The 23,811-nt window shown below is 33.1% G+C and carries 23 protein-coding genes; 13 read left to right on the top strand and 10 right to left on the bottom strand.

Annotated elements, in window-relative coordinates; translation table 11 throughout:
- The first annotated feature begins 144 nt into the window (after nucleotides 1-144).
- The 10 genes from porV to EYD46_RS17280 all read left to right on the top strand — a co-directional run bounded on the left by porV (nucleotide 145) and on the right by EYD46_RS17280 (nucleotide 10,952).
- Nucleotides 145-1,368, top strand: a complete 1,224-nt coding sequence (gene porV, locus EYD46_RS17325; RefSeq protein ID WP_130938440.1) for a type IX secretion system outer membrane channel protein PorV — start codon at nucleotides 145-147, stop codon at nucleotides 1,366-1,368.
- A gap of 98 nt (nucleotides 1,369-1,466) precedes the next feature.
- Entirely contained in the window at nucleotides 1,467-1,949 is a 483-nt protein-coding gene (gene cdd / locus EYD46_RS17320; protein ID WP_130938439.1) for a cytidine deaminase, read from the top strand.
- Between the two features lie 177 nt (nucleotides 1,950-2,126).
- Nucleotides 2,127-3,125, top strand: a complete 999-nt coding sequence (gene pdhA, locus EYD46_RS17315) for a pyruvate dehydrogenase (acetyl-transferring) E1 component subunit alpha (RefSeq protein ID WP_130938438.1) — start codon at nucleotides 2,127-2,129, stop codon at nucleotides 3,123-3,125.
- A gap of 3 nt (nucleotides 3,126-3,128) precedes the next feature.
- Nucleotides 3,129-4,760 carry a pyruvate dehydrogenase complex dihydrolipoamide acetyltransferase gene (locus EYD46_RS17310; RefSeq protein ID WP_130938437.1) on the top strand — a complete coding sequence of 544 codons (1,632 nt, stop codon included), beginning with the start codon at nucleotides 3,129-3,131 and terminating at the stop codon, nucleotides 4,758-4,760.
- Nucleotides 4,761-4,878: 118 nt separating this feature from the next.
- A complete protein-coding gene (locus tag EYD46_RS17305; protein WP_130938436.1) occupies nucleotides 4,879-5,910 on the top strand; it encodes a M28 family metallopeptidase in 1,032 nt (343 codons plus the stop codon).
- Nucleotides 5,903-6,586, top strand: coding sequence for an SDR family NAD(P)-dependent oxidoreductase (locus EYD46_RS17300; protein WP_130938435.1), 684 nt, complete (start codon nucleotides 5,903-5,905; stop codon nucleotides 6,584-6,586). The genes EYD46_RS17305 and EYD46_RS17300 overlap by 8 nt, the downstream gene beginning before the upstream one ends.
- A 3-nt stretch (nucleotides 6,587-6,589) precedes the next feature.
- A complete protein-coding gene (locus EYD46_RS17295) occupies nucleotides 6,590-7,225 on the top strand; it encodes an HAD family hydrolase (RefSeq protein ID WP_130938434.1) in 636 nt (211 codons plus the stop codon).
- A gap of 513 nt (nucleotides 7,226-7,738) precedes the next feature.
- Nucleotides 7,739-8,344, top strand: a complete 606-nt coding sequence (locus EYD46_RS17290) for a SprT-like domain-containing protein (protein ID WP_130938458.1) — start codon at nucleotides 7,739-7,741, stop codon at nucleotides 8,342-8,344.
- Nucleotides 8,341-9,420, top strand: coding sequence for a mannose-1-phosphate guanylyltransferase (locus tag EYD46_RS17285; protein ID WP_130938433.1), 1,080 nt, complete (start codon nucleotides 8,341-8,343; stop codon nucleotides 9,418-9,420). Before EYD46_RS17290 ends, EYD46_RS17285 begins: the two co-directional genes overlap by 4 nt.
- A gap of 62 nt (nucleotides 9,421-9,482) precedes the next feature.
- The gene (locus EYD46_RS17280) at nucleotides 9,483-10,952 is read left to right on the top strand and encodes a DUF389 domain-containing protein (protein WP_130938432.1); all 1,470 of its coding nucleotides are present in this window, start codon (nucleotides 9,483-9,485) and stop codon (nucleotides 10,950-10,952) included.
- Nucleotides 10,953-10,972: 20 nt separating this feature from the next.
- On the opposite strand, the gene EYD46_RS17275 is transcribed toward EYD46_RS17280, so the two are convergent.
- Together EYD46_RS17275 and EYD46_RS17270 are read right to left on the bottom strand one after the other, a co-directional pair.
- Complete coding sequence (locus EYD46_RS17275; RefSeq protein ID WP_130938431.1) at nucleotides 10,973-11,740, bottom strand: ABC transporter ATP-binding protein; 768 nt, start codon at nucleotides 11,738-11,740, stop codon at nucleotides 10,973-10,975.
- On the bottom strand, nucleotides 11,740-12,477 hold the full coding sequence (locus EYD46_RS17270) for an MlaE family ABC transporter permease (protein ID WP_165454411.1): 738 nt from the start codon (nucleotides 12,475-12,477) through the stop codon (nucleotides 11,740-11,742). The genes EYD46_RS17275 and EYD46_RS17270 overlap by 1 nt, the downstream gene beginning before the upstream one ends.
- Before the next feature lie 110 nt (nucleotides 12,478-12,587).
- Here EYD46_RS17270 and pafA point away from each other — a divergent pair, with 110 nt between their 5' ends.
- Nucleotides 12,588-14,216, top strand: coding sequence for an alkaline phosphatase PafA (gene pafA, locus EYD46_RS17265; RefSeq protein WP_130938429.1), 1,629 nt, complete (start codon nucleotides 12,588-12,590; stop codon nucleotides 14,214-14,216).
- Nucleotides 14,209-15,015 (top strand): DNA/RNA non-specific endonuclease, encoded by an 807-nt coding sequence (locus EYD46_RS17260; RefSeq protein WP_130938428.1) that lies wholly within the window; start codon nucleotides 14,209-14,211, stop codon nucleotides 15,013-15,015. The genes pafA and EYD46_RS17260 overlap by 8 nt, the downstream gene beginning before the upstream one ends.
- Before the next feature lie 35 nt (nucleotides 15,016-15,050).
- Here the strand turns inward: EYD46_RS17260 and EYD46_RS17255 are convergent, their stop codons facing one another.
- The 4 genes from EYD46_RS17255 to gcvP form a co-directional block, all read right to left on the bottom strand.
- Entirely contained in the window at nucleotides 15,051-15,902 is an 852-nt protein-coding gene (locus EYD46_RS17255; protein ID WP_130938427.1) for a glycosyltransferase, read from the bottom strand.
- Between the two features lie 47 nt (nucleotides 15,903-15,949).
- The gene (locus EYD46_RS17250) at nucleotides 15,950-16,852 is read right to left on the bottom strand and encodes an FkbM family methyltransferase (protein WP_165454410.1); all 903 of its coding nucleotides are present in this window, start codon (nucleotides 16,850-16,852) and stop codon (nucleotides 15,950-15,952) included.
- A 25-nt stretch (nucleotides 16,853-16,877) separates the two neighbouring features.
- A complete protein-coding gene (locus tag EYD46_RS17245; protein ID WP_130938425.1) occupies nucleotides 16,878-17,936 on the bottom strand; it encodes a 3-oxoacyl-ACP synthase III family protein in 1,059 nt (352 codons plus the stop codon).
- 103 nt (nucleotides 17,937-18,039) lie between these two features.
- Nucleotides 18,040-20,889, bottom strand: coding sequence for an aminomethyl-transferring glycine dehydrogenase (gene gcvP, locus EYD46_RS17240; RefSeq protein ID WP_130938424.1), 2,850 nt, complete (start codon nucleotides 20,887-20,889; stop codon nucleotides 18,040-18,042).
- A gap of 122 nt (nucleotides 20,890-21,011) precedes the next feature.
- On the opposite strand from gcvP, the gene EYD46_RS17235 reads away from it, so the two are divergent.
- A complete protein-coding gene (locus tag EYD46_RS17235; RefSeq protein ID WP_130938423.1) occupies nucleotides 21,012-21,845 on the top strand; it encodes a UbiA prenyltransferase family protein in 834 nt (277 codons plus the stop codon).
- Here EYD46_RS17235 and EYD46_RS17230 read toward each other — a convergent pair.
- The 4 genes from EYD46_RS17230 to EYD46_RS17215 are packed head-to-tail and all read right to left on the bottom strand — an operon-like array spanning nucleotide 21,831 to nucleotide 23,801.
- Nucleotides 21,831-22,085 (bottom strand): hypothetical protein, encoded by a 255-nt coding sequence (locus EYD46_RS17230; protein WP_130938422.1) that lies wholly within the window; start codon nucleotides 22,083-22,085, stop codon nucleotides 21,831-21,833. The genes EYD46_RS17235 and EYD46_RS17230 overlap by 15 nt on opposite strands.
- 2 nt (nucleotides 22,086-22,087) lie before the next feature.
- Complete coding sequence (locus tag EYD46_RS17225; RefSeq protein WP_130938421.1) at nucleotides 22,088-22,639, bottom strand: sigma-70 family RNA polymerase sigma factor; 552 nt, start codon at nucleotides 22,637-22,639, stop codon at nucleotides 22,088-22,090.
- Between the two features lie 48 nt (nucleotides 22,640-22,687).
- Nucleotides 22,688-23,398: a YqjF family protein gene (locus tag EYD46_RS17220; protein WP_130938420.1), complete on the bottom strand. Its 711-nt coding sequence runs from the start codon at nucleotides 23,396-23,398 to the stop codon at nucleotides 22,688-22,690.
- Between the two features lie 4 nt (nucleotides 23,399-23,402).
- Nucleotides 23,403-23,801, bottom strand: a complete 399-nt coding sequence (locus EYD46_RS17215) for a hypothetical protein (RefSeq protein WP_130938419.1) — start codon at nucleotides 23,799-23,801, stop codon at nucleotides 23,403-23,405.
- Nucleotides 23,802-23,811 lie beyond the last annotated feature (10 nt).

Here is a 23,811-nt window from a genome sequence, read left to right as displayed (position 1 = left end):
TGAGGCGGTTTTAGAAATGCATAGTAGCGATACGCATGAGAAAACTAACGAAATAAAGATTGATTTTAGCCATTTTTTAGGAAATAATAAAAGTGAAGATGAGTTATCAATAAAAAATTATATTTGCAACTATAAAACTCAACTATGAAGAATACATTATTAGCGCTATTTACATTAGTATTTACGCTTAACTTAACCGCACAAACAGTAGTAATTCCAGATGCTGATGATACACGAGTAATAACAACAGGCGTACCTTTTGTTTTGATTGCCGCAGATGCAAGAGCTGCCTCAATGGGAGACATGGGAGTAGCAACATCAGTAGATGCCTATTCGCAACAATGGAATTCGTCTAAGTATGCGTTTTCTGAAACTAAATCAGGAGTTGCAGTGAGTTATACTCCTTATTTGAGCAGATTAGTAAATGATATATTTTTAGGTAATGTAACTTATTTTAACAGATTAGACGAACGTAGTGCTTTTGCAGCGAGCTTAAAATATTTTTCTTTGGGTGACATTGAATTTGTAGAAGACGAGTTTTCTGAAGCACTTATTCAAAGACCAAACGAGTTAACCATTGATGCTTCTTATGCGCTAAGACTTTCAGATCAATTTGCAATGTCTGTAGCTATGCGTTATTTACGTTCAGATTTAAGATTAAATGTAGGGAACAACGATGCGTCATCTGCAAACACTTTTGGTGTTGATATTTCTGGATTTTATCAGAGTGAAGAAGAGGCGTACAGTGATTTTAACGGACGTTGGAGAGCAGGATTTGCTATCCAAAATATAGGACCTAAATTTAAGTATGATGATGGAGGTGTTGAGAATTTTCAACCAACAACGTTAAGATTAGGAGCAGGATTTGATTTTATTTTTGATGATTATAATAAAGTGGCAGTTACTGCTGAAGTAGCTAAATTGCTAGTGCCTACGCCACCTCTTAGAGGAGATAGATTTACAGATGTTAATGGTAATGGTACTTATGAGGCTGATGAAGATACAGATTTAGAGCAGAATGTAATTATTGGTGGACAATCTCAGGATGTAAGTTTTTTATCAGGAATATTTCAATCTTTTGGAGATGCCCCAGGAGGTTTTAGTGAAGAATTGAGAGAGTTTACATGGTCTTTAGGAGCAGAATATATGTACCAAGATTCATTTGCATTTAGAGCAGGCTATTTTAATGAAGCAGAAGATAAAGGAGCTCGTAAATTTTTAGCGATAGGAGCAGGTTTTAAATATAATGTTATCAACATAGACTTGTCTTATTTATTTTCAGCTTCAAGAGTGCAAAGTCCATTAGAAAATACACTTAGATTTTCTCTAACATTTAATATTGGTGATGGAGAATATTTAGAATATTAATAGAAAGAACCTTAAAATATAATTAAAGACTACTGCTATATAGGCAGTAGTTTTTTGTTTAAAATAGTTTGTAACTTTAGAGAACTATAAACCTTCATATGAAAGAAATAAAGCAGGAAATAGTTTTTCAAGTTTTTGAAAACGTATCAGAGTTACCTCAAGATGTAATTAATTTAGTTAAAAAAGCCAGAGAAGCTAGAACAACTGCCTATGCCCCATACTCTAACTTTGCAGTTGGTGCAGCAATTTTAATAGAAAATGGCGAGGTAGTTACAGGTAGTAACCAAGAAAATGCATCTTACCCTTCAGGACTTTGTGCAGAAAGAACAGCTATTTATTATGCAGGAGCTAAATATTCAGGTTCTAAAATATTAAAAATGGTAATTGTAGCAGGAAGTTTAAAGGGAGAAACCTCTCAACCTATTCCTCCATGTGGAGCATGTAGGCAATCTATTGCCGAATATGAAGTCAATCAAAATTCGCCAATAGAAATATATTTCATGGGTACTTCAGGAAAAGTTTTAAAGTCTAATTCTTTAAAGAATTTATTACCACTCATTTTTGATAAATCTCAATTATAAACCACTTAAATTTTAAAAACAGTAGGTCTAATAATGTATCATGACATAATTGACGAAAAAACACTATGAAATATAAATTTTTCGCATTTTTTATGCTTTCAAACCTAAAGGGTTTTCCCAAAACCAATCAATGTATTACTTTTGTATTTCGCATAAGTAAAACCTTAATTAAAGTAGATGCAAAAAATAACGAAAGAAGTATACCTAAAATGGTATGAAGACATGTTATTTTGGAGAAAGTTTGAAGATAAACTTGCTGCAGTATATATTCAACAGAAAGTAAGAGGATTTCTTCACTTATACAATGGTCAAGAAGCAGTTTTAGCAGGAGCCTTACATGCTATGGATCTTACAAAAGATAAGATGATTACAGCGTATCGTAATCATGTGCAACCTATAGGGATGGGTGTAGACCCTAAACGTGTCATGGCAGAGTTGTATGGCAAAGTAACGGGCACGTCAAAAGGTATGGGAGGATCCATGCACATTTTTTCAAAGGAACATCGTTTTTATGGCGGTCATGGTATTGTTGGAGGTCAAATTCCTCTAGGAGCAGGTATTGCTTTTGGAGATAAATATCATAATAGTGATGCAGTTACTTTGTGCTGTTTTGGAGATGGAGCTGCAAGACAAGGTTCTTTACATGAAACATTTAATTTAGCAATGCTTTGGAATTTACCAGTGGTATTTGTTTGTGAAAACAACGGATATGCCATGGGTACATCGGTAGAGCGTACAGCAAATCACGATGATATTTGGAAATTAGGTTTAGGCTACGAAATGCCTTGTGGACCTGTTGATGGGATGAATCCTGTAAAAGTGGCAGAAGCTTTTGATGAAGCAATTCAGCGTGCACGAAAAGGTGGAGGGCCAACATTTTTAGAATTGAAAACCTATCGTTACAGAGGTCACTCTATGTCTGATGCACAACATTATAGAACCAAAGACGAAGTAGCAGAATATAAAAAGATAGACCCGATAACGCAGGTAAAAGACGTTATTCTGGAAAAGAAATATGCTACTGAGGATGATATTAAAGAGATTGACAAGAGCGTTAAGGACAAAGTAGCGGAATGCGAAAAATTTGCTGAGGAATCTCCTTTCCCAGAAGTGCAACAACTTTACGATATGGTTTACGAGCAAGAAGATTATCCATTTATACCACACAAATTATAAGATATGGCAATAGTTGTAAACATGCCTCGATTGAGCGACACAATGGAAGAAGGAACTGTCGCTACTTGGTTAAAAAAAGTAGGTGATAAAATTGAAGAAGGAGATATTTTAGCTGAGATTGAAACAGATAAGGCTACTATGGAATTCGAATCCTTTAATGAAGGAACGTTACTTCATATTGGTGTTCAAGAAGGAGAAACTACAAAGGTAGATGAACTATTGGCTATAATTGGAGATGACGGAGAAGATATTTCGGCATTATTAAATGGAGATGGTAATACTTCTGATGAAGTTGCAGAAGAAAAAGCCTCAGAAACAACTACTACAATTGAAGCAGAGGCGTCTAAAGATTCTGGGGGAGCTAAAGCAGAGCTACCAGAAGGCGTTATTGTTGTTACCATGCCACGTTTAAGTGACACCATGGAAGAAGGTACTGTCGCTACTTGGTTAAAACAAGTTGGAGATGCAGTTGAAGAAGGCGATATTCTAGCTGAAATAGAAACTGACAAAGCTACGATGGAATTTGAATCGTTCCAATCAGGTACTTTATTAGAAATAGGATTAAAAGAAGGCGAATCTGCTAAAGTAGATGAGCTTTTAGCTATAATAGGTCCAGCTGGAACTGATGTTTCTAGTGTTGCAGCAAACTTTTCAGCATCATCGCCAGCCTCAGCTAAAGAGGAAGCGCCAAAAGTTGAAGCAAAAGCAGAAGTGTCAAAACCTGCGCCTGCTAAAACAGAAACAAAATCAAAAGTACCTACGCCAACCCCTTTAACCGAAAATGGTAGGGTATATGTTTCGCCTTTAGCTAAAAAATTAGCAGAGGAGAAAGGTATTAATTTAACCAAAGTTCAAGGTTCAGGTGAAAATGGACGTATTATAAAACGCGATATTGAAAATTACGAACCAGCCGCAGGAGCAGCCGCTGTTGGCAAGTTTGTGCCATCTGGTCAAGAAGATTTTGATGAGGTACCAAATTCTCAAATGCGTAAAGCGATTGCAAAATCATTAACTAAGTCTAAATTCTCAGCACCACATTATTATTTGGCAGTAGAATTTGATATGGATAATGCTATTGCTTTCCGTAAGCAATTTAACTCGATACCAGATACAAAAATTTCGTTTAACGATATAGTTGTAAAAGCTTGTGCAATGGCGCTTAAGCAGCACCCACAAGTTAATTCGCAATGGTTTGATGATAGAATGCGTTTAAACAATCATGTTCATATAGGTGTAGCTGTTGCTGTACCAGACGGATTGGTAGTACCAGTAGTTCGTTTTGCTAATGAGCAAAGCTTACCACAAATTGGAGCTGAGGTTAAAGAATTAGCAGGAAAAGCAAGAAATAAAAAACTGACTCCAGATGAGATGTCTGGTAGTACATTCACAGTATCAAACTTAGGAATGTTTGGGATTGATTATTTTACTTCAATTATCAATCAACCTAATTCAGCAATTTTATCTGTTGGATCCATAGTTCAAAAACCTGTTGTAAAAGATGGAGAAATTGTAGTTGGAAATACAATGAAACTAACTTTGGCTTGCGATCACAGAACCGTAGATGGAGCAACTGGAGCGCAGTTTCTTCAAACATTAAAAGGTTATATCGAGAATCCTGTGACAATGTTAGTTTAAAAATAGTAACACTCTGATTCATTTCAGGATGTCATAAATAATGATTTTTAAGTAAGACCTGTTTCTATAATATTTAGAGACAGGTTTTTTTTATCTTTAAATTTTTAAAGATGTAACCATGAAAAAAATATTTAGCTTATTTCTGTTAATTCTAATTTTAAGTTGCGGCGGACAAAAAAAGATAATTGAAACGAATCCTAATTCTATAGATAATACTCCTTCTAATACATCAAGAATAGAAGCTAATACTAACGAGACTATGGTTCCTGATCTAGCGGATAATATAATTCTTAAGGATGTTCAATCTAGTCTAGAATATTTAGCTTCAGATGAATTAGAAGGAAGAAATACGGGGACCAAAGGCATAGAAAAAGCTGCTATATATATCGAGAATTTTTTCAAGGAGAATAGTGTAAAACCTTATTTTAAAACGTATCGAGATAGTTTTAATTTAAAAAATATAGTAGGTTACAATATTGTAGGTTATGTAGAAGGTAGCGATCCAGAATTAAAAAATGAATTTGTGATTCTTGGAGCACACTACGACCACATAGGTACGGCAAAAGAAGTAGAAGGTGATAATATCGCGAATGGTGCAAATGACGATGCTTCAGGTACAGCAGCTGTTATGGAATGGTCAAGATATTTTGCAAAAACAAAACGAAATAGAAGAAGTTTATTATTTACACTATATGCTGCTGAGGAAATGGGGTTAAAAGGATCAGAGCATTTGGCTAAACGATTAAAAGGAAAAGGCATGGATTTATACACCATGATCAATTTCGAAATGATAGGAGTGCCAAGGGCTGAAACTGAAGTTATGGCATACATTACTGGTTTTGAAAAATCTAATATCGCTAAAAAATTAAATGATTATGCAGGTTCAGAAATTATAGGTTTTTTTCCGAAAGCTAAGGAGTTTCAATTGTTTAAACGGTCAGATAATTATCCGTTTTATAAGCAGTTTAATGTACCAGCGCATGCAATTTCTACTTTCGATTTTACCAACTTCAAGTATTATCATCATGTCGATGACGAAGCAGATAAATTAGATTTTGGTCACATGACGAGTTTTATAAATAAAATGATTCCAGTAATAAGCGGTATGGTAAATTCCACTTCAAAAGAAATACAAATGAATAATGAGTAAGAATGTTATAATTACAGGAACTAGTAGAGGTATTGGTTTTGAATTGGTTAAAGTATTTGCAAAAGCAGGACACAGCGTACTTGCACTTTCTAGGAATGAGAAACCTATACAAAGCTTAAATCTAAAAAGTGTTACATGTTTTTCTTTTGATTTGAGTGATAATGAGGCTTATAAAAAAGTTGAAGATTTCATTACAAAAGAATGGAAACAGGTAGATGTTTTAATTAATAATGCAGGAGCACTTTTAAATAAACCATTTTCAGAAACTTCAATATCTGATTTTGAACATGTATATAAAACCAATGTTTTTGGCGTTTCAGAACTTACGCGAGTTACAGTTCCGTTTATGAGTAAAGGAAGTCATGTAGTAACTATTAGTTCTATGGGAGGTGTACAAGGCAGTATGAAGTTTCCTGGTTTAGCAGCATATAGCTCAAGTAAAGGTGCAGTTATTACTTTAACAGAGCTATTAGCTGAAGAATATAAACAAGAAGGAATTGCATTTAATGTATTGGCTTTAGGTGCTGTACAAACCGAAATGTTAGAAGAAGCGTTTCCAGGCTATCAGGCCCCAACAACAGCTTTAGAAATGGCAAATTATATTTTTGATTTTTCACTTAATGGTCATGCCTATTACAATGGTAAATTGTTACAGGTTTCTAATTCTACGCCTTAGTTAATGAGCAAATACAAATGTATAATTTTTGATTGTGATGGTGTTTTAGTTGATAGTGAATTTATAGCTATCAGTGTTCTGGTAAATATGGCTAATGCCTTAGGTACAGATATAGATGTAAAGGAATGCTTGATAAGTTTTAAGGGAAAATCATTGAAGCCTTGTATGGACTTAATTTCTAAACATCTTGGAAAACCTCTACCTAGCAATTTTGAATCAGAGTATCGTAAAAGAACTTTTGAAGCGTTTCGTAAAGGTATGAAACCTATAAAAGGCGTAAAACATTTGGTTGAAAATTTAAAAATTCCATTCTGTGTAGCATCAAGCGGGCCAGAAAATAAAATTAGGTTAAACTTAGAGGTTACAGGTTTGTTACCTTATTTTGAAGGTAATATTTTTAGCTGTTATACCATTCAAAAATGGAAACCAGAACCCGATGTGTTTTTATGGGCAGCCCAAACTATGGGGTTTAAACCAAAAGAGTGTTTAGTTATTGAGGATAGCGTTTTTGGAGTGAATGCAGCAAAAGCAGGAGATTTTGATGTATTTGGATACACCGAGCATGATTACAAAAATGAACTACAAGGTTTAGCTACGAAAACCTTTGATAATATGGGTTTGCTTTTGGGTATGATTTGATTTTCGGGTATAGCTTATCGGTTCAGTATTCGTGAATTTAAGTATTTGTATAGGAGTGTTCTTCTGATAAAAACAGTAATTTTATACGTGGAGTTTCTATTTTGTTATTCTTTCTTATGGTTTCGGTCAGTTAGATAGTTTTTGAGTTTTTATTTCGTATACTTTTACAATTTGCTAAACTTTCTAAAAGTTCGGTTCAATTTGTTTTATTATTTCGGTTTTCAGTTTCTTTTACTCTTTTTATGTAGCCTGATTTTTTTCCAATAAAAAAACCTAAAAGGAATATTACAACTGGAACTACTAAAACTAAAATTAATTGGGATGGTCCGATAGCTAAGTACATATTTTTTCTGTTTATTTTTATATTTCGAATGTATGTTCCAAAAATTAATGTCAACTTTTGGGACTATAATATCGTTTTGAACGAAATTAATCCAACAGTAAACGAACCTAGTTATTTTTTCTTACAAAACCAAGTACTGTTTTTAATAAAAATCCACTATTTTCGTAGTGATGCATTCGCAATTAATAACCCATATCCCTGAAGCAGCCATTTCAAGAATTGCCTTGCTGCTAGAGCACGATAATCTTGTAGTAAAAATTAAAAAAGAGCGAAAAACAAAACATGGCGATTACAAACCTTTACCAAATGGGAAGCATCAAATTACTATAAATGCTAACCTAAATCAGTATCGGTTTTTAATAACGCTTATCCATGAGATTGCCCATTTTCAGGCATTTCAAAACTATGGGAGATATATAAAACCGCATGGCATAGAATGGAAGCGCACCTTTCAGCGTTTGATGCTGCCATTTTTAAACCCAAATATTTTTCCTAGAGATATACTGCCCTTGTTAGCACATCACTTTAAAAACCCAAAAGCAAGTAGCGATACAGATGTTAAATTATCGTTAGCATTAAAACAATTTGATACTCCAAATAGCAAAACATTTATTTTTCAAATACCTTTGGGACATACTTTTAAGTTATACAATAATAAGGTGTTTAAAATGGGTAAAAAGCGAGTAAAACGGTATGAATGCATTGAAGTAAAGACAGGGAGATTATATCTTTTTAATCCAAATGCTGAAGTAGAACTAATAAATCAAACAAAATGAATAAAAATTATTACGCAATTTTAATGGCTGGGGGTGTAGGTTCAAGGTTTTGGCCAGTGAGTACACAAGATTTTCCAAAACAATTTCATGATATGTTGGGAACGGGAGATACGTTAATACAAAAAACCTTTCAGCGTTTAGCACACTTAATTCCAAAAGAGAATATTCTTATTTTAACTAACGAGCGTTATAACGATTTAGTTTTAGAGCAACTGCCAGAGGTAACTCAAAAGCAGGTGGTTTTAGAACCTGCAATGCGTAATACAGCACCTTGTATTTTATATGCTTCATTAAAAATTCAAAAAGAAAATCCAGATGCTGTGATGATTGTAGCACCCAGTGACCACTGGATTGAGGATGAAGCCACATTTTCTAAAAACGTGCAGTCTGCCTTTGAATTTTGCGAAGAAAATGATGCGTTAATGACCTTAGGTATACAACCAACATTTCCAAATACTGGTTATGGTTATATAGAATTTGATAAATCTTCTACAGATATCGTAAAGCCAGTAAACCAGTTTAGGGAAAAACCAGATTATGAAACGGCCAAGGAATTTATAGCTCAAGGTAATTTTCTATGGAATGCAGGCATTTTTATGTGGAGTGTAAAAAGTGCCATAAGTGCTTTTAAGAATAACCAACCAGACTTATATACATTATTTGAAAGTGGTATTGAAGTTTATAATACAACAGCAGAAAGCGACTTTATAAAAGAGAATTATCCCAAAGCTGAAAATATTTCGGTGGATTATGCTATTATGGAAAAATCAAATAATGTGTATGTAATTGCTGCAGAATTTGATTGGAACGATTTAGGAACTTGGGGAAGTTTATACGATAAATTAGATAAAAACGAATCTGGCAATGCTGTAGTAAATGCAAGAACATTAATAGAAGATGCCTCTGGAAATATGATACGTACAGCAAATAATAAAATAGTTGTAATAGATAGTTTAAACGATTTTATTATTGTAGATAAGGAAGAAGTTCTACTTATTTATCCTAAGGCAAAAGAGCAGGATATCAAGATAACACTTCAAAAAGTAAAAGATAAGTTTGGGGAAAATTACGGTTAAAGCTTAAACACATTGTATCCTAAATTATACTATATTCGTAAGTATGATGCAATTTAGTAACAATGGAAGAAAGTAAATTTAATTTTTCAGAAGAGGAGAAAGAAATCCAAAAGGATCAAAATGTTGAACAATCGAAGCAAGAAGTAAAAAAAGATGCTCAAGGTTTATTTACTAGTATTTCAAAATTCTTAAGTGAACTTTTAGATTTTAGGGATGATACTGATAGGGCAGCTACCATAGAGGCCATAAAAAATGATATCCCCTTTAAAGGTGCTACCGCTTGGATTTTGGTGTGCTCTATATTTGTTGCATCTATTGGTTTAAATGCTGATTCTACAGCTGTGGTTATTGGAGCTATGTTAATTTCTCCACTTATGGGACCAATCTTAGGGGTGGGACTTTCCATAGCTATAAATGATATAGATACTTTAAAAAAATCTATGATAAACTTAGCTACCATGATAGTTTTAAGTTTACTCGCTGCATTTTTATTCTTTAAATTTTTTCCAACGGCAGATATTATGACCAATGAGTTATTTGGTCGTACAAAACCAGATGTTAGAGATGTGCTTATTGCATTTTTTGGAGGAGCAGCTTTAATCATTGCCCGTACCAAAAAAGGTACTATTGCGTCTGTAATTTTTGGTGTAGCAATTGCTACAGCATTGATGCCTCCGCTATGTACAGCCGGTTATGGTTTGGCACATAATTGGGACTATTTTATTGGTGCGATGTACCTATTTACCATCAATACAATTTTTATAGCTCTCGCCACATTTTTGGTGCTGAAAATTTTACGTTTCCCAATGCTCAGGTATGCTAATTCTAAAAAGCGCAAGCGTATAGCAAGATTAGCTTCTGTGGTAGCTATTTTGGTTATGGCACCAGCAATATGGACGTTTGTTAAATTTATACAGCAAAGTGGTTTAGAGAGTGATTACAATAACTTTTTAAAAACTGAAGTAGAATCTAACAACGAACTATGGCTTCAAAAAGGAACTCCTGCATGGGAAGAGAAGTCAATTACACTTTATTTTAATGGAGAAGTACCAGAAGCAACTATTGCGGATTTAACCAATGAAATAAAGAATTATGAGAAGATTAGAGACTTTACGTTAAATATAAAAGGTAATAAAAATAGAAGTTTTGATAAGATATCTGAAGCGTATGATAGAGCCATAAGGGATTTAGATAGCAAAGATAATATCATCGCGGGTTTACAAAAACAAATAACAGAACTACAAGAAAATATTACTGTACTAAATCAGCAGATTGAAGCCAAAACTAATGGAGATAAACTGTCTTTTACAAATTTGTCTAGAGATGCAAAGGTAAGGTTTAAGGACTTGGAATATTTTGGATATTCAAGAAGGTTAGAGTCAAAAGACTTTATAAATATAGATACCGTTTCTGTTGTTAATTTAAAATGGAATAAAAACTTATCTGATAGCACTAAACTTAAAAAAGAAAAAGAATTAAGGGTCTGGTTAACAAAAGAATTGAAACAAGACAGTATTTTAATTTTAAGGTGATTTTTTTGCCTAAAACCTAATTATTCATTCTCTTCTATATACATCTTACGGACTTTCTTAAAGAGGTTTGAAGAGTATACAAAGTCAGTTACAGTTTCATTATCTGTCTTAAAAATAGTGTCTTTAGAGCCTTCCCATTCCTTTAAGCCATGTTTTAAGAATACAATTTTCTCTCCAATTTCCATAACAGAATTCATATCATGAGAATTAATTACTGTAGTGATTTGATATTCATCTGTAATTTCTTGTATTAAATTATCTATAACTATAGCAGTCTTAGGATCTAAGCCAGAGTTGGGCTCATCACAAAACAAATATTTAGGGTTGTTTACAATAGCTCGCGCTATAGCTACACGTTTTTGCATACCACCTGAAGCTTCACTGGGCATTTTACTGTGCGCATCAGGAAGGTTCACACGTTTTAAAACAATATCAGCACGATCTTCCATCTCACTTTTACTCATCTTTGTAAACATTCTTAGAGGGAACATCACATTCTCAGCAATCGTCATAGAATCAAATAAAGCACTACCTTGAAATACCATGCCTATTTCTGCTCTTAAATCACGCTTTTCACTTTCAGATAAATTAGTAAAAACTTTACCATCATAAGAAATCGTACCAGATTCGTAATTAAACAAACCTAATAAACATTTTAAAAATACCGTTTTACCAGAACCACTTTGCCCTATAATAAGATTAGTCTTTCCCTTATCAAAAGTTGTTGTAATACCTTTTAAAATATGGGCATCTCCAAACGATTTATGTAAATCTTTAACTTCAATCATTAGCCTAAAAGCATTCCGGTTATAACATAATTCAATAAAATAATCACAACACTCGTCCAAACAAATGCAGTTGTACTGGCCTTACCAACCTCAAGAGCACCACCTTTCATGTAATATCCATAAAAAGAGGGAATAGTAGCTAGAATAAAAGCAAATACAAAGGTTTTTATAAAAGCATAAATAACATGGAAGGTGTCAAAATCTGTTTGAATACCTAAGATATAATCTGCAAGAGTAGAATATCCTCCAAAAACACAAGCAGCCATACCACCTAAAATTCCTAAAAACATACCAACAGCAATAGCAAATGGATACAATAATAGTGCTACTGTTTTTGGAAATACTAAATAGTTTAGAGAGTTAATACCCATAACCTCTAAAGCATCTATTTGTTCTGTAACGCGCATGGTACCAATACTAGATGTAATAAAAGAACCTACCTTACCAGCCATAATTATTGAGGTAAACGTAGGAGCAAACTCTAAAATTACCGATTGCCTAGTGGCAAAACCTACCAGATACTTTGGAATTAAGGGATTATCAATATTTAAAGCGGTTTGTATGGTAATTACGCCACCAACAAAAAATGAAATAAAAGCTATGATACCTAAAGAACCAATAATAAGATCGTCAATGTCTTTTAATATTAATTGACGCATCACAGACCATTTAGTTGGTTTGCGAAACATCTCCCTAATCATTAAAAAATAAGCTCCAATGTTATGTAGGTATGACATATATAAAATTGTAGATGCTAAATTAAAAAAAACTTAGGGGTATTTAACCTTAATTTTAAATAATGCTATTTTAATATGCGTATTTTTGATTTAATAAATTCTTTAACGAGATGAAGTATTTAATTACGTTTTTATTAATCTTTTTTTCTGGTATATCAATTTCTGCTCAAGAGGAACGACCAAAGCTGGTTGTGGGTATTGTGGTTGACCAAATGCGTTATGATTATCTTACTCGTTTCAATAATAAATATGGAGAAGGAGGGTTTAAGCGTATGATAAATGAAGGTTTTAATTGTAAAAACAATCACTTTAATTACATACCAACGTATACTGGACCAGGACATGCTTCAATTTATACAGGAACCACGCCTAAGTATCATGGTATAATTAGTAATAATTGGTATGATAAAGAAATAAAAAAGATGGTGTACTGTGCTGGAGATACAACCTATAGTTCGGTAGGAACAAAAGCAACCTCTGGGCAAATGTCTCCACACCGTATATTAACCACAACTTTTTCTGATGAGAATAGGCTATTTACACAAATGCAAGGGAAAACTATTGGTATTTCTATAAAAGACAGAGGTGCTATTTTACCAGCTGGGCATTCAGCAAATGCCGCATATTGGTTTCAAGGTGGAAAACAAGGAGACTGGATATCTAGTACATTTTATATGAATACATTACCTAAATGGGTAGATGAGTTTAATAGTTCTAATAAAGCAGCATCTTATTTTAGGGATTGGAATACATTTTATGATATTGAAACGTATACTGAAAGTGGCCCTGATTTAAATAATTTTGAAGGGAAGTTTAAAGGAAAAGAAACAGCAACGTTTCCTTATGATTTACAAGCTTTAAAAAAGAAAAACGGAGGCTTTAATATTCTAAAAGTAACACCATTTGGTAATAGTTTAACGGCGGATTTTGCTTTGGCTGCAATAGAAGGTGAAAATCTTGGAAAAGATAGTATTACTGATATTTTAACTGTGAGTTTTTCCAGTACCGATTATGTAGGACATAAATTTGGTGTAAATTCAAAAGAAATAGAAGACACTTATATACGTTTAGATAAGGATTTAGAACGCTTTTTTACTGCATTAGATGAAAAGATAGGAAAAGGACAGTATGTGGTTTTTTTAACTGCAGATCATGGAGCGATAGATGTGCCTGCGTATTTGCAATCTGTTAAAATTCCAGCAGGATATTTAGATAACAATGCACGTAAAGCTCTATTTCAAGAGTTTTTAAAGGATAAATATGGCACTACAGATATTGTTGAAGATATAAGTAACAATCAAATTTTCTTGAATAGAGCTATGGTTAAAGCATTAGATTTAGATTTAGAAGATGTACAAAAAGCCATAGTAAATGAACAAATGACTTATTCTCATATTTCAAAAGCCTATACTGCTACCACTATGAGTTCTGTTGACTTTACTGAAGGTATTGAGGCATTGTTGCAAAAGGGTTATAATCAAAAACGCTCAGGCGATATAATTTTAGTGGATGATCCTGCATATATTTTATATGGGAAAACAGGATCGACACATGGCAGTGGTTTAAATTACGATACGCATGTACCTCTGTTATTTTTTGGAAAGGGGATTAAAAAAGGGCAAACCTATATAAAAACTGAGATTACAGATATTGCGCCAACAATTTCTGCGTTATTGGGAATAAGTTTTCCAAATTTTGCTATTGGACAGCCTTTAGAATTTATTTTAGATAATGAATAAACGCAGTTGGCTTTATCTTATAGCAGTTATTATTCTCCTTGGTGTTTATGGATACGAATATCTTTTAGCTGAAGAAGAAAAAGTAGAGGTTATTTCTGAAGGTAAAATGCCTAAAGATAATACTAACGAATATTTTTTACCATCAAGCACAACCAATCAAATTGTACACCATAATGGGTACTCCTTATCATATAATGAAAAGTATGAGCAAGCAGAATGGGTAGCTTACGAATTAAAAACATCTCACCTCTCTAATACAAATCATAAACGTCCTTATTTTGAAATAGATAAAGCAGTAAAAACAGGTGCTGCGAGTTGGCGTAATTATAAAAATTCTGGATATGACCGTGGACATTTATGTCCTGCTGGAGATAGACGATATACTAAAGAAGCGCATGATGAAACGTTTTTAACTAGTAATATTAGCCCACAAGAGCATCAATTTAATTCTGGAATTTGGAATAGGTTAGAGCAAAAAGTTAGGTATTGGGCAAAAAAGTACGACGGTGTCTTTGTTGTAACGGGAGGTGTTTTAAAAGGTGATATGAAAACTATTGGTAATGAAGATGTGGCTGTGCCAAACCAGTTTTATAAGGTTTTAATTGACAATAATACAGGAAAAACCAAGGTAATCGCATTTTTGATGCCACACAAAGATTCAAATAAGCCATTATATGAGTTTGTTGTTTCTGTGGATGCTATTGAAGCTCTAACCGGAATTGATTTTTTTCCAGAATTAGATGATGCTATTGAAAATAAATTAGAAGCATCAAGTAGTTACAAGGGATGGAGTTTTTAGTTAAAAGTTTGTAGCTTTAAGTTTGTTTAGAAGTTTTAGGCTTTCAATTTACCAATCATACCTTTCCATCGTAAATTTCTAATAAATTTACCTTCATCTTCTGATACTAAAAACTCAAGATTATTTTTTTTAGCTTCAAAATAACCACCCATATAATTTTTGAACAAACTGATTTTTCCTTTTTTAAAGCTAAGTTTTATAGCTGAAATCAATGAAATTAAAAGACCATAACGCATTTTGTACATAGCTTCGCCTTGAAGGTGCTTTGAAGCTTTGTTGTAACTGATACCTGTAGGCTTTAAGTGTTTTACATGCAATGTGTCGTCCGTTTTAATTGTCCAGTCATAATACTGGGCTAGTAGTTCATCTACGGTATCCCAACCCATGGATGGTTTTAGTTTTCCAATTTGTAAAAAGCAGTCTTTTCTATATGCCTTTAGCGCACCGCGAATGTGATCTTTTCTAGTTAGATTTTCTAATACCCAATTTCCATTTTTTTCTATATAGCAAAACCCAGAAGCCATACCTAGTTTTTCTTCTGCTTTAAAATGATAGGCGAGTTGCTCTAGGTAATTTTCAGGAAAAATGAGATCTGCATCAAACTTACATATAATATCATAATTATCATCTAAGGTTTCATAACCTTTGTAAAAAGCATTAATAATTTTAGCACCAGGTAGATGTCTATCTGAAGATGTAATGTTAACTAAAGATATAAAATCATGCTTTTGTGCATAGCCATCAACTACAGATTCTGTTTTGTCTGTAGAATTATCGTTGACAACAACAATGTGCTTTGGTTTTAATGTTTGTTGTGAAAGCGAATACAAAGTTAGGCCGATAGAATCTGATTCGTTATGGGCTGGTATGACGATGTAAAAATTCATAATAAGGCTAAAATTAAACTTATTAATGAATTCTACAGAACTTTTAACTAGTTTTTAGAGATAAATTCAGAAACTAAATCAATTTTCGATTTTGGTACAAAAAAGCAATTTCTAATGCCGTCATCTTCAATTCTTTTCAATGTATCAACCTTTACCAATCCTTGTTTTGTGTGGTTATAAAATAGGTAGTCCAGTTCTTTAAAAAAAGTATCTAATTCGTTCTCGATTGTATTAAACAACGTTTCGCAGATCACAATAGGTTCATGTTGTTTGATTATAGCACTCCCAGAGTTTAAAATATCTATCTCTGTACCCTCGGTATCTATCTTTATAAGGTCTATGTTTTTAATACCTTCATTTTTAACGAAATCTTTTAATGTAATAGCTTTAACGGTATTTTTAATAAAGTTTCTCGAGGTTGTTTTTGTACCAGCATTTCCTTCTCCTGCTAGGTTGTATTTTAAATATTTATATTTTACATTTTCTACTTCATAAAAATCTATGTTCCCAGAAGTGTTACTTATGGCAACATCTATATTTTTTATTTGTGCTTGAAGCTTATTCTTAGAGATATTCTGCTTTAAATAGTGCTTTGGTCCTAAGGCAGGCTCAAACGCATAGGCTTTTATATTGGGATTAGATGTTGCTGCTAGTAATGAGTAATAGCCAATATTAGAGCCAATATCAAGAAAAACATTTATATCCTTGGAGAGTTTTTCGAATATCTCTGAATATTCAAAATTTTTATAACCATTCCAGTATAGTAACTGTGTAAGATAGCTTGTTTGATTTGTTGCTATCTTAATGTATCCTGAGTCTGTTTTTAGTTTTAAAATGCCTGAAGGTGGTAGCTTTATTTTATTGGGGATATAATTACGTATAGTATAATTAATTCGCCTCAATAATTTGTTTATTGTTGAATTATAAATAATCTTGTAGATTAATTGCATATAATTATTAAGTAGAGAGCTGTTTTTAATGTTTATAAACCACAGCATTAATATGCATACCAGCACCAACACTAGCAAAAATTACAGCGTCTCCTTTGTGTAATTCGTGAGGAGGGAGCTGATTGTTTTTTACAAGATCAAACAAGGTAGGTACGGTAGCTACAGAGCTATTTCCTAATTTTTGGATACTCATGGGCATTACATGCTCTGGAATATCTGTTTTATAGAGTCTGTAGAATCGTTTTAAAATGGCTTCATCCATTTTTTCATTGGCTTGATGTATAAAAATTTTCTTTACATCTTTGATGTCTACACCACTTTTGTCCAAACAATCTTTCATGGCTTTTGGGACGTTTACCAGTGCAAATTCGTAAATTTTACGACCATCCATTTTAATGTAACGTGTATCTTTATCAAGTTCTGGATTGTTGGAATTTCCAAAGAATAGGAAATAGGCTTCATCATAAGTGAAACTAGCAGATTCGTGTGCTAAAATACCACCTTCTTCTTCAGTAGCTTCAACTATTGTAGCTCCTGCACCATCTGAGAAAATCATAGCATCTCTGTCATGCTTATCAACAACTCTAGAAAGGGTTTCTGTACCTATTACCAAACAACGTTTAGCCATGCCAGATTTTATAAAGGCTTGAGCTTGAATAACACCTTCAACCCAGCCAGGACAACCAAACAATAAATCGTAAGCGATACATTTTGGATTTTTAATACGTAAGCTGTGTTTAATTCTAGCGGCTAAAGATGGTAAAAAGTCGCCTTGTATTGTACCATATTTAACATCTCCAAAATTATGAGCTACTATGATGTAGTCTATAGTTTCAGGATCGATATTGGCATCTTCAATGGCTTTTTCGGCAGCAAAAAAACCTAAATCTGAAGAGTTTAGATGATTCTTAGCATAACGACGTTCAGAAATACCTGTTATGGACTTGAATTTTTCGACAATAACCTCATTTGGAGAAGCAATTACTGAGCCATCAGTATTTAAAAATTCATGATTATGAAAGTTCTCGTTCTTCTCTACAGTTGATGGAATATAGCTTCCTGTACCAGTAATTTTAATATTCATAAACAGAAAAATTGCTTTTGATTAATTAACCAAAAGCAATATAATTTGTTTTATCTAAGGTGTAATAATTTTTTAAAATAAATTACGATGTTCAAAAGCTATTTTATGCTTCAACATAATCTTCAATAGGAGCACAAGTGCATATTAAATTTCTATCGCCATAGGCATCATCTACTCGTCTTACAGAAGGCCAAAACTTATTAGATCTTATAAAATCTAATGGAAATGCAGCTTTTTCTCTAGAATAAGGTAAGTACCATTCATCAGAGGTAATCATCTCTAAAGTATGTGGTGCATTTTTAAGTACATTATTTGGTTCATCTTTTGAAACTACATCTATTTCTTCTTTAATAGATATCATAGCATCACAAAAGCGATCCATTTCTTCTTTGCTTTCACTTTCGGTAGGTTCTATCATCATGGTGCCTGCAACAGGGAATGATACTGTTGGTGCATGGAAACCATAATCCATTAATCGTTTTGCAATATCAGTTACTTCAATACCTTGAGCTTTAAATGGACGACAGTCAATAATCATTTCGTGAGCTGCTCTTCCTTTTTCTCCTGAATATAAAGTGTCATAATACCCATCTAACCTATGTTTAATATAGTTTGCGTTTAAAATGGCAACTTTTGTAGATTCAGTTAAACCTTCTGCTCCAAGCATTTTTATGTAGCCGTATGATATTAAGCAAGCCAAAGCAGAACCATAAGGTGCTGCCGAAATTGCTGTAATAGCATCTTTTCCTCCAGTTTTAATTATAGGATTTCCTGGTAAAAATGGCACTAATTGTTTAGCAACGCATATTGGCCCAACACCTGGACCACCGCCACCATGAGGAATAGCAAAGGTTTTGTGCAGATTTAGGTGGCAAACATCTGCACCAATATTTCCAGGATTAGTTAATCCTACTTGGGCATTCATGTTGGCACCATCCATATATACTTGTCCGCCATTGTCGTGTACAATTTTAGTAACCTCCTTTATAGCGGATTCGTAAACGCCATGCGTAGAAGGATAGGTTACCATTAATGCAGCTAGGTTGTCTTTATGTAATTCTGCTTTTTCACGCAAATCGTCAACATCAATATTACCTTCTTCAGTAGATTTGGTTACAACTACCTTCATACCTGCCATAACAGCACTGGCGGGGTTTGTTCCATGAGCTGAAGATGGAATTAAACATATATTTCTATGATGATCATTACGAGACTCGTGGTAAGCTTTAATTACCATAAGTCCAGCAAATTCTCCTTGAGCTCCAGAGTTTGGTTGTAGAGATGTAGCAGCAAAACCAGTAATTTCTGTAAGCTGGTCTTCCAGCTCTTTTAAAACCTCTAAATATCCTTTAGCTTGCTTTTTGGGCACAAAAGGATGTATATTGGCCCATTTAAAAATACTCAATGGTAACATTTCAGAGGCTGCATTAAGTTTCATAGTGCATGAGCCTAATGAAATCATGGAGTGGTTTAATGCTAAATCTTTACGTTCTAAAGATTTGATATAACGCATTAACTCTGTTTCAGAATGGTATTTATTAAATACATCTAAGGTCAAAAAATCTGACGTTCTAACTACCGAAGATTCAATGTTATTGGCTGGAGATACTTCTGAAATTTCAATAGTTTCTTTTCCTGCTGCTTCTGCAAAAATTGAAATCAAATAATTAATATCTCTTATTGAAGTAGTTTCATTTATGGAAACAGTTACCGTGTTTTTATCTGGATACCAAAGATTTACTTTTTTCTCAGAAGCTACTTGTTTTATTTTTTTCGATTTGGTTTTGATTTGTAATGTATCAAAAAATGATGAATTCACTTGCTTATAGCCCAATGCTTCTAATACTTCAGCAAGTTTAGACGCTTTATTATGTACTTTGTTGGCTATAAATTTAAGGCCTTTTGGTCCATGGAACACAGCATACATGCTAGCCATAACGGCCAGCAACACTTGTGCTGTACAAATGTTGGATGTGGCTTTGTCGCGTTTAATATGCTGTTCGCGAGTTTGAAGTGCCATGCGTAATGCCCGATTACCGTTTGTGTCTTTGGTAACTCCAATAATACGGCCGGGAATATCTCTTTTATAAGCTTCTTTAGTGGCAAAGTAAGCTGCATGTGGGCCACCATATCCCATGGGGATGCCAAAGCGTTGTGTAGTGCCAACAACTACATCGGCTCCAAATTTACCAGGAGCTTCAAGCTTTATAAGACTTAAAATGTCGGCAGCAACGGCAACTTTAATTTCCGCTGCATTTGCTTTTTCTATAAACGATTTTATATCGGTTATCAGGCCGTCTTTCCCAGGGTATTGTAAAATAGCTCCAAAAAAGTCAGAAGAAAAATCAAAATCTTCCTCTTTACCTATTACCAATTTTATACCTATAGGTGTGGCACGGGTTTGTAATAAAGATAATGTCTGGGGTAAGATGTTTTTAGATACAAAAAAATTAGTGATACCAGCTTTTTTTTGCGCTCTACTTCTAACCGCAAATAATAAACTCATAGCTTCGGCTGCAGCGGTACTTTCATCTAGAAGAGAGGCATTCGCTATTTCCATACCTGTTAAGTCAGTTACCATAGTTTGGAAATTTAAGAGAGCTTCTAGTCTTCCTTGTGCAATTTCAGCTTGATACGGAGTGTAAGCAGTGTACCAACCTGGGTTCTCAAGAATGTTTCTTTGTATTACTGCAGGCATAACAGTTGGGTGGTAACCTAAACCTATATAAGTTTTTCTAGCTTTATTTTTTTTAGAGAGTTCATGAATATGAAGTAGGTACTCATACTCTGTCATAGGGGCGTCTAAATTCAAAGGGGTTTTTAGACGAATATCTTGGGGAATAGTTTCAGAAATTAATTGGTCTACAGAATCTAAACCTAAAGCCTCTAACATTAATTTTTGATCTTCTTCACGAGGTCCAATATGGCGAAGCGCGAAAGCATTTGTGTTCATTTCTAGCTATGATTTATTACTTAATTTGCAAAAATACTGAATATTCGAAAGCTTGTATTGAAAGAAAACGAAAGTTTTTAACCATTCACTACATTTATTAACACTTTGTTTATTTTTACAATATGAAGGTTTTAAAGCAACTTTTTAATTTCTACATCAATAGCAGTATTCATGTGGCTATAGCGGTTTATGCTTTAACGTATGTAACACTTCTGGAGTTTAATTTGTACTACGATATAGATGTGCTTTATTTTGTGTTTTATGCTACAATTACGGGGTATAATTTTGTGAAGTATTTTGGACTCGCTAAATTCCATCATAGAAGTTTGGCAGGGTGGTTAAAAGCTATCCAGATTTTCTCTTTTTTCTGTTTTCTTTTAATGGTATACTACACCCTTAATTTGCGATTAGAAATAATGATTTATCTCAGTGCTTTTGGTTTAATCACTTTTTTTTACGCGATACCATTTTTACCAAAGCGTTTTTTTATTGATAAAAACCATAACCTGAGAAGTATTGGTGGTTTAAAAGTGTATGTGATTGCTCTTGTTTGGAGCGGTGTTACTGTTTTTTTACCTTTATTGAATAGCGTATATGAAATAAACACTGATGTTTATGTTACAGGTATACAACGCTTTTGCTTTGTTATTTTGTTAATACTTCCCTTTGAGATTCGCGATTTAAAGTTCGATAGTCTAAGGTTATCTACCATTCCGCAAAGGATTGGCGTAAGGTACACCAAGATAATTGGGACTATTATGGCACTATTTATTTTCATCTTGGAATTTTTTAAGGATGATATATCTAAAACCAAAGTTTTGGTTTTAGCTCTAGTGCAGTTAATAACTGTTTTGTTTTTAATATTTGCACAAAAAAACCAAAACAAATATTACAGTTCGTTTTGGGTAGAAAGTATTCCTGTTTTGTGGCTATTTATATTATTAGTGCTTAGATAATTCTTCTTGAAATTTAGATGCCATAGATTTACGCTCTTCAGGATGAAGAGAATCTGTCTTTGCAGATTCTAAAACTTCAGTAAGCTTTGTATTGCGCTTATAGTAAGCCTTAGTAATTCTACACCAAGATAATCTTATATTGAGCTTAACTTTTTCCCATGAGGATGCCTCATCATATTGTGCTTTATCACAAATATGTTTTGCCTCGTCACAGCTTATAAATAATAATCCTTTTTTCATAATTAAAACCAATTTTTTTCAAGGCAATCTGCCATGGCAGTTCTTGCTCTGTGGATGATAACCCATAAGTTAGACGCAGTAATATCTAGTTCATTACAGATTACTTCTGTTTCGTAATTTAAAATGGTTTTCATCTTAAAAACATCTGCTTGTTTTTGAGGTAATTTACCTAAGCAATTATGTATGGCATCGCCTAACTCATTATTTTGTAAAGTATCCTCGGCTGTTTTGTCGAAAGGATCTGCTACACGTTCTTCCAACCAATCTCCTTCACTTTCAGCATCGTTGTAATTAATTCTTACTTCTGCTTTGCCTTTATTAGAATTAATTTTTCGGTAATGATCTATTATTTTACGTTTCAAAATTGAAATTAGCCAAGTACGCTCACTAGCCTCTCCCTTAAAGTTTTTCATGGATTTTAGCCCTGCTAAAAATGTTTCTTGTACCAAATCTTGAGCAATCTCACGATCACTTACACGAGTAATGGTGTAATTAAAAAGGTAATCAGAATAGAGGTCTATCCATTTATTAGGGTCAATTTTATGATCAGGCATTAGCGTAGCTCTTTTTTTGAATCTCAAAAATAAGGTAAAATTTCCATTTTATCTAAGAATTTGATTTTGAAGCTTTTTTTTGCCTCTAACAGTAATTTTAGAACCTATTGCAAGAATGACAGATTTGGGCTTTTTTGAGCTTAAAAATTTAAAACTTTGCCCATATGTTTTTTTGAAATCAACATCAATATCATAACCTATTACTTGTAAATGCTTCCATTTTGGGTGTTCAACTTCATATTCTAGAGTTTTAGAACCATTTTTAGTGTAACCAAAATAGTGTTCAGTTATAAATTCATCCAATGTGTCTTCCATTATAATTTTAGGAATCTTTTCTGTTGTAACAGAAATAGACTGCCATTCATTATCGATTAACCATTGATATTGATAAAAATTTGATTTTTTATTTTCATTTATAGTATGTTTCATTTTCATTGTTTGGTAATGCTCTTTATAAATGGAATTTGCTATAATAGTAATAAGAGGTTTTGGTACAATTTCTTTTATAAAAACAACACCTCTTTTGTTGTTTTGTTTTACATAAAACCGAAGATTTACTTCTTCAAAATTAACATGGTTTTTAAGTTTTAAACCAAGCACTTTTGTGTTTTTAAACATGAATCCTACAAGGCTTATGTAGCATTTACCATTGTATAAATCTAAGGTGGTTCCGTTTGGTATATAGGGTAGTAATATTTCTGGATCTATGCTATAGTTAATTAGAATAAGATTTTTCCAGTAAGCTTTTAGAAATGTCATAATATTAAATTTTTAATGAAACACTCATAAAGACTATTGTTATATATGCCCAAAGGCCAGTGAATAGCATATGAATTATAGTTTCAAATCTTTTTCCTTTCCAAAGTTTAGGCGAGTAAACAAAAAGTTGAAACAATAATCTAATTCCCCAAAAAACACCTAAACCAAGGCATATAGTTTTTCCAAGAGATGTAGTAATTAGTTCTTTGGTTGAAAACAAACAAAGCAATCCCATTAAAAACACTATTAAGGCAATAAAAAATGTATGAACACCAACCATTTGCTTGTTAAATAGACTAAGTGATTGGAATTCTGTTTTCCAATTAAAATATTTTGGAAATGCAAGATGAATTAAGCTTAAGGTAACTAATAAACTTCCGATAATTTGTATGTGAATGTTCATAACTAAATGT

The organism is Hyunsoonleella pacifica (assembly GCF_004310335.1).
Classification (GTDB): Bacteria; Bacteroidota; Bacteroidia; order Flavobacteriales; family Flavobacteriaceae; genus Jejuia; species Jejuia pacifica.
The sequence above is the reverse complement of the archived record's forward strand: the minus strand, read 5'-3'. Positions and strand labels throughout refer to the sequence as shown.

Bases quoted from the DNA above. Each gene is read 5' to 3' on its own strand.
- porV (WP_130938440.1), top strand. From the start codon at position 145: ATGAAGAATACATTATTAGCGCTATTTACATTAGTATTTACGCTTAAC.
- cdd (WP_130938439.1), top strand. From the start codon at position 1,467: ATGAAAGAAATAAAGCAGGAAATAGTTTTTCAAGTTTTTGAAAACGTA.
- pdhA (WP_130938438.1), top strand. From the start codon at position 2,127: ATGCAAAAAATAACGAAAGAAGTATACCTAAAATGGTATGAAGACATG.
- EYD46_RS17310 (WP_130938437.1), top strand. From the start codon at position 3,129: ATGGCAATAGTTGTAAACATGCCTCGATTGAGCGACACAATGGAAGAA.
- EYD46_RS17305 (WP_130938436.1), top strand. From the start codon at position 4,879: ATGAAAAAAATATTTAGCTTATTTCTGTTAATTCTAATTTTAAGTTGC.
- EYD46_RS17300 (WP_130938435.1), top strand. From the start codon at position 5,903: ATGAGTAAGAATGTTATAATTACAGGAACTAGTAGAGGTATTGGTTTT.
- EYD46_RS17295 (WP_130938434.1), top strand. From the start codon at position 6,590: ATGAGCAAATACAAATGTATAATTTTTGATTGTGATGGTGTTTTAGTT.
- EYD46_RS17290 (WP_130938458.1), top strand. From the start codon at position 7,739: ATGCATTCGCAATTAATAACCCATATCCCTGAAGCAGCCATTTCAAGA.
- EYD46_RS17285 (WP_130938433.1), top strand. From the start codon at position 8,341: ATGAATAAAAATTATTACGCAATTTTAATGGCTGGGGGTGTAGGTTCA.
- EYD46_RS17280 (WP_130938432.1), top strand. From the start codon at position 9,483: ATGGAAGAAAGTAAATTTAATTTTTCAGAAGAGGAGAAAGAAATCCAA.
- EYD46_RS17275 (WP_130938431.1), bottom strand. From the start codon at position 11,740: ATGATTGAAGTTAAAGATTTACATAAATCGTTTGGAGATGCCCATATT.
- EYD46_RS17270 (WP_165454411.1), bottom strand. From the start codon at position 12,477: ATGTCATACCTACATAACATTGGAGCTTATTTTTTAATGATTAGGGAG.
- pafA (WP_130938429.1), top strand. From the start codon at position 12,588: ATGAAGTATTTAATTACGTTTTTATTAATCTTTTTTTCTGGTATATCA.
- EYD46_RS17260 (WP_130938428.1), top strand. From the start codon at position 14,209: ATGAATAAACGCAGTTGGCTTTATCTTATAGCAGTTATTATTCTCCTT.
- EYD46_RS17255 (WP_130938427.1), bottom strand. From the start codon at position 15,902: ATGAATTTTTACATCGTCATACCAGCCCATAACGAATCAGATTCTATC.
- EYD46_RS17250 (WP_165454410.1), bottom strand. From the start codon at position 16,852: ATGCAATTAATCTACAAGATTATTTATAATTCAACAATAAACAAATTA.
- EYD46_RS17245 (WP_130938425.1), bottom strand. From the start codon at position 17,936: ATGAATATTAAAATTACTGGTACAGGAAGCTATATTCCATCAACTGTA.
- gcvP (WP_130938424.1), bottom strand. From the start codon at position 20,889: ATGAACACAAATGCTTTCGCGCTTCGCCATATTGGACCTCGTGAAGAA.
- EYD46_RS17235 (WP_130938423.1), top strand. From the start codon at position 21,012: ATGAAGGTTTTAAAGCAACTTTTTAATTTCTACATCAATAGCAGTATT.
- EYD46_RS17230 (WP_130938422.1), bottom strand. From the start codon at position 22,085: ATGAAAAAAGGATTATTATTTATAAGCTGTGACGAGGCAAAACATATT.
- EYD46_RS17225 (WP_130938421.1), bottom strand. From the start codon at position 22,639: ATGCCTGATCATAAAATTGACCCTAATAAATGGATAGACCTCTATTCT.
- EYD46_RS17220 (WP_130938420.1), bottom strand. From the start codon at position 23,398: ATGACATTTCTAAAAGCTTACTGGAAAAATCTTATTCTAATTAACTAT.
- EYD46_RS17215 (WP_130938419.1), bottom strand. From the start codon at position 23,801: ATGAACATTCACATACAAATTATCGGAAGTTTATTAGTTACCTTAAGC.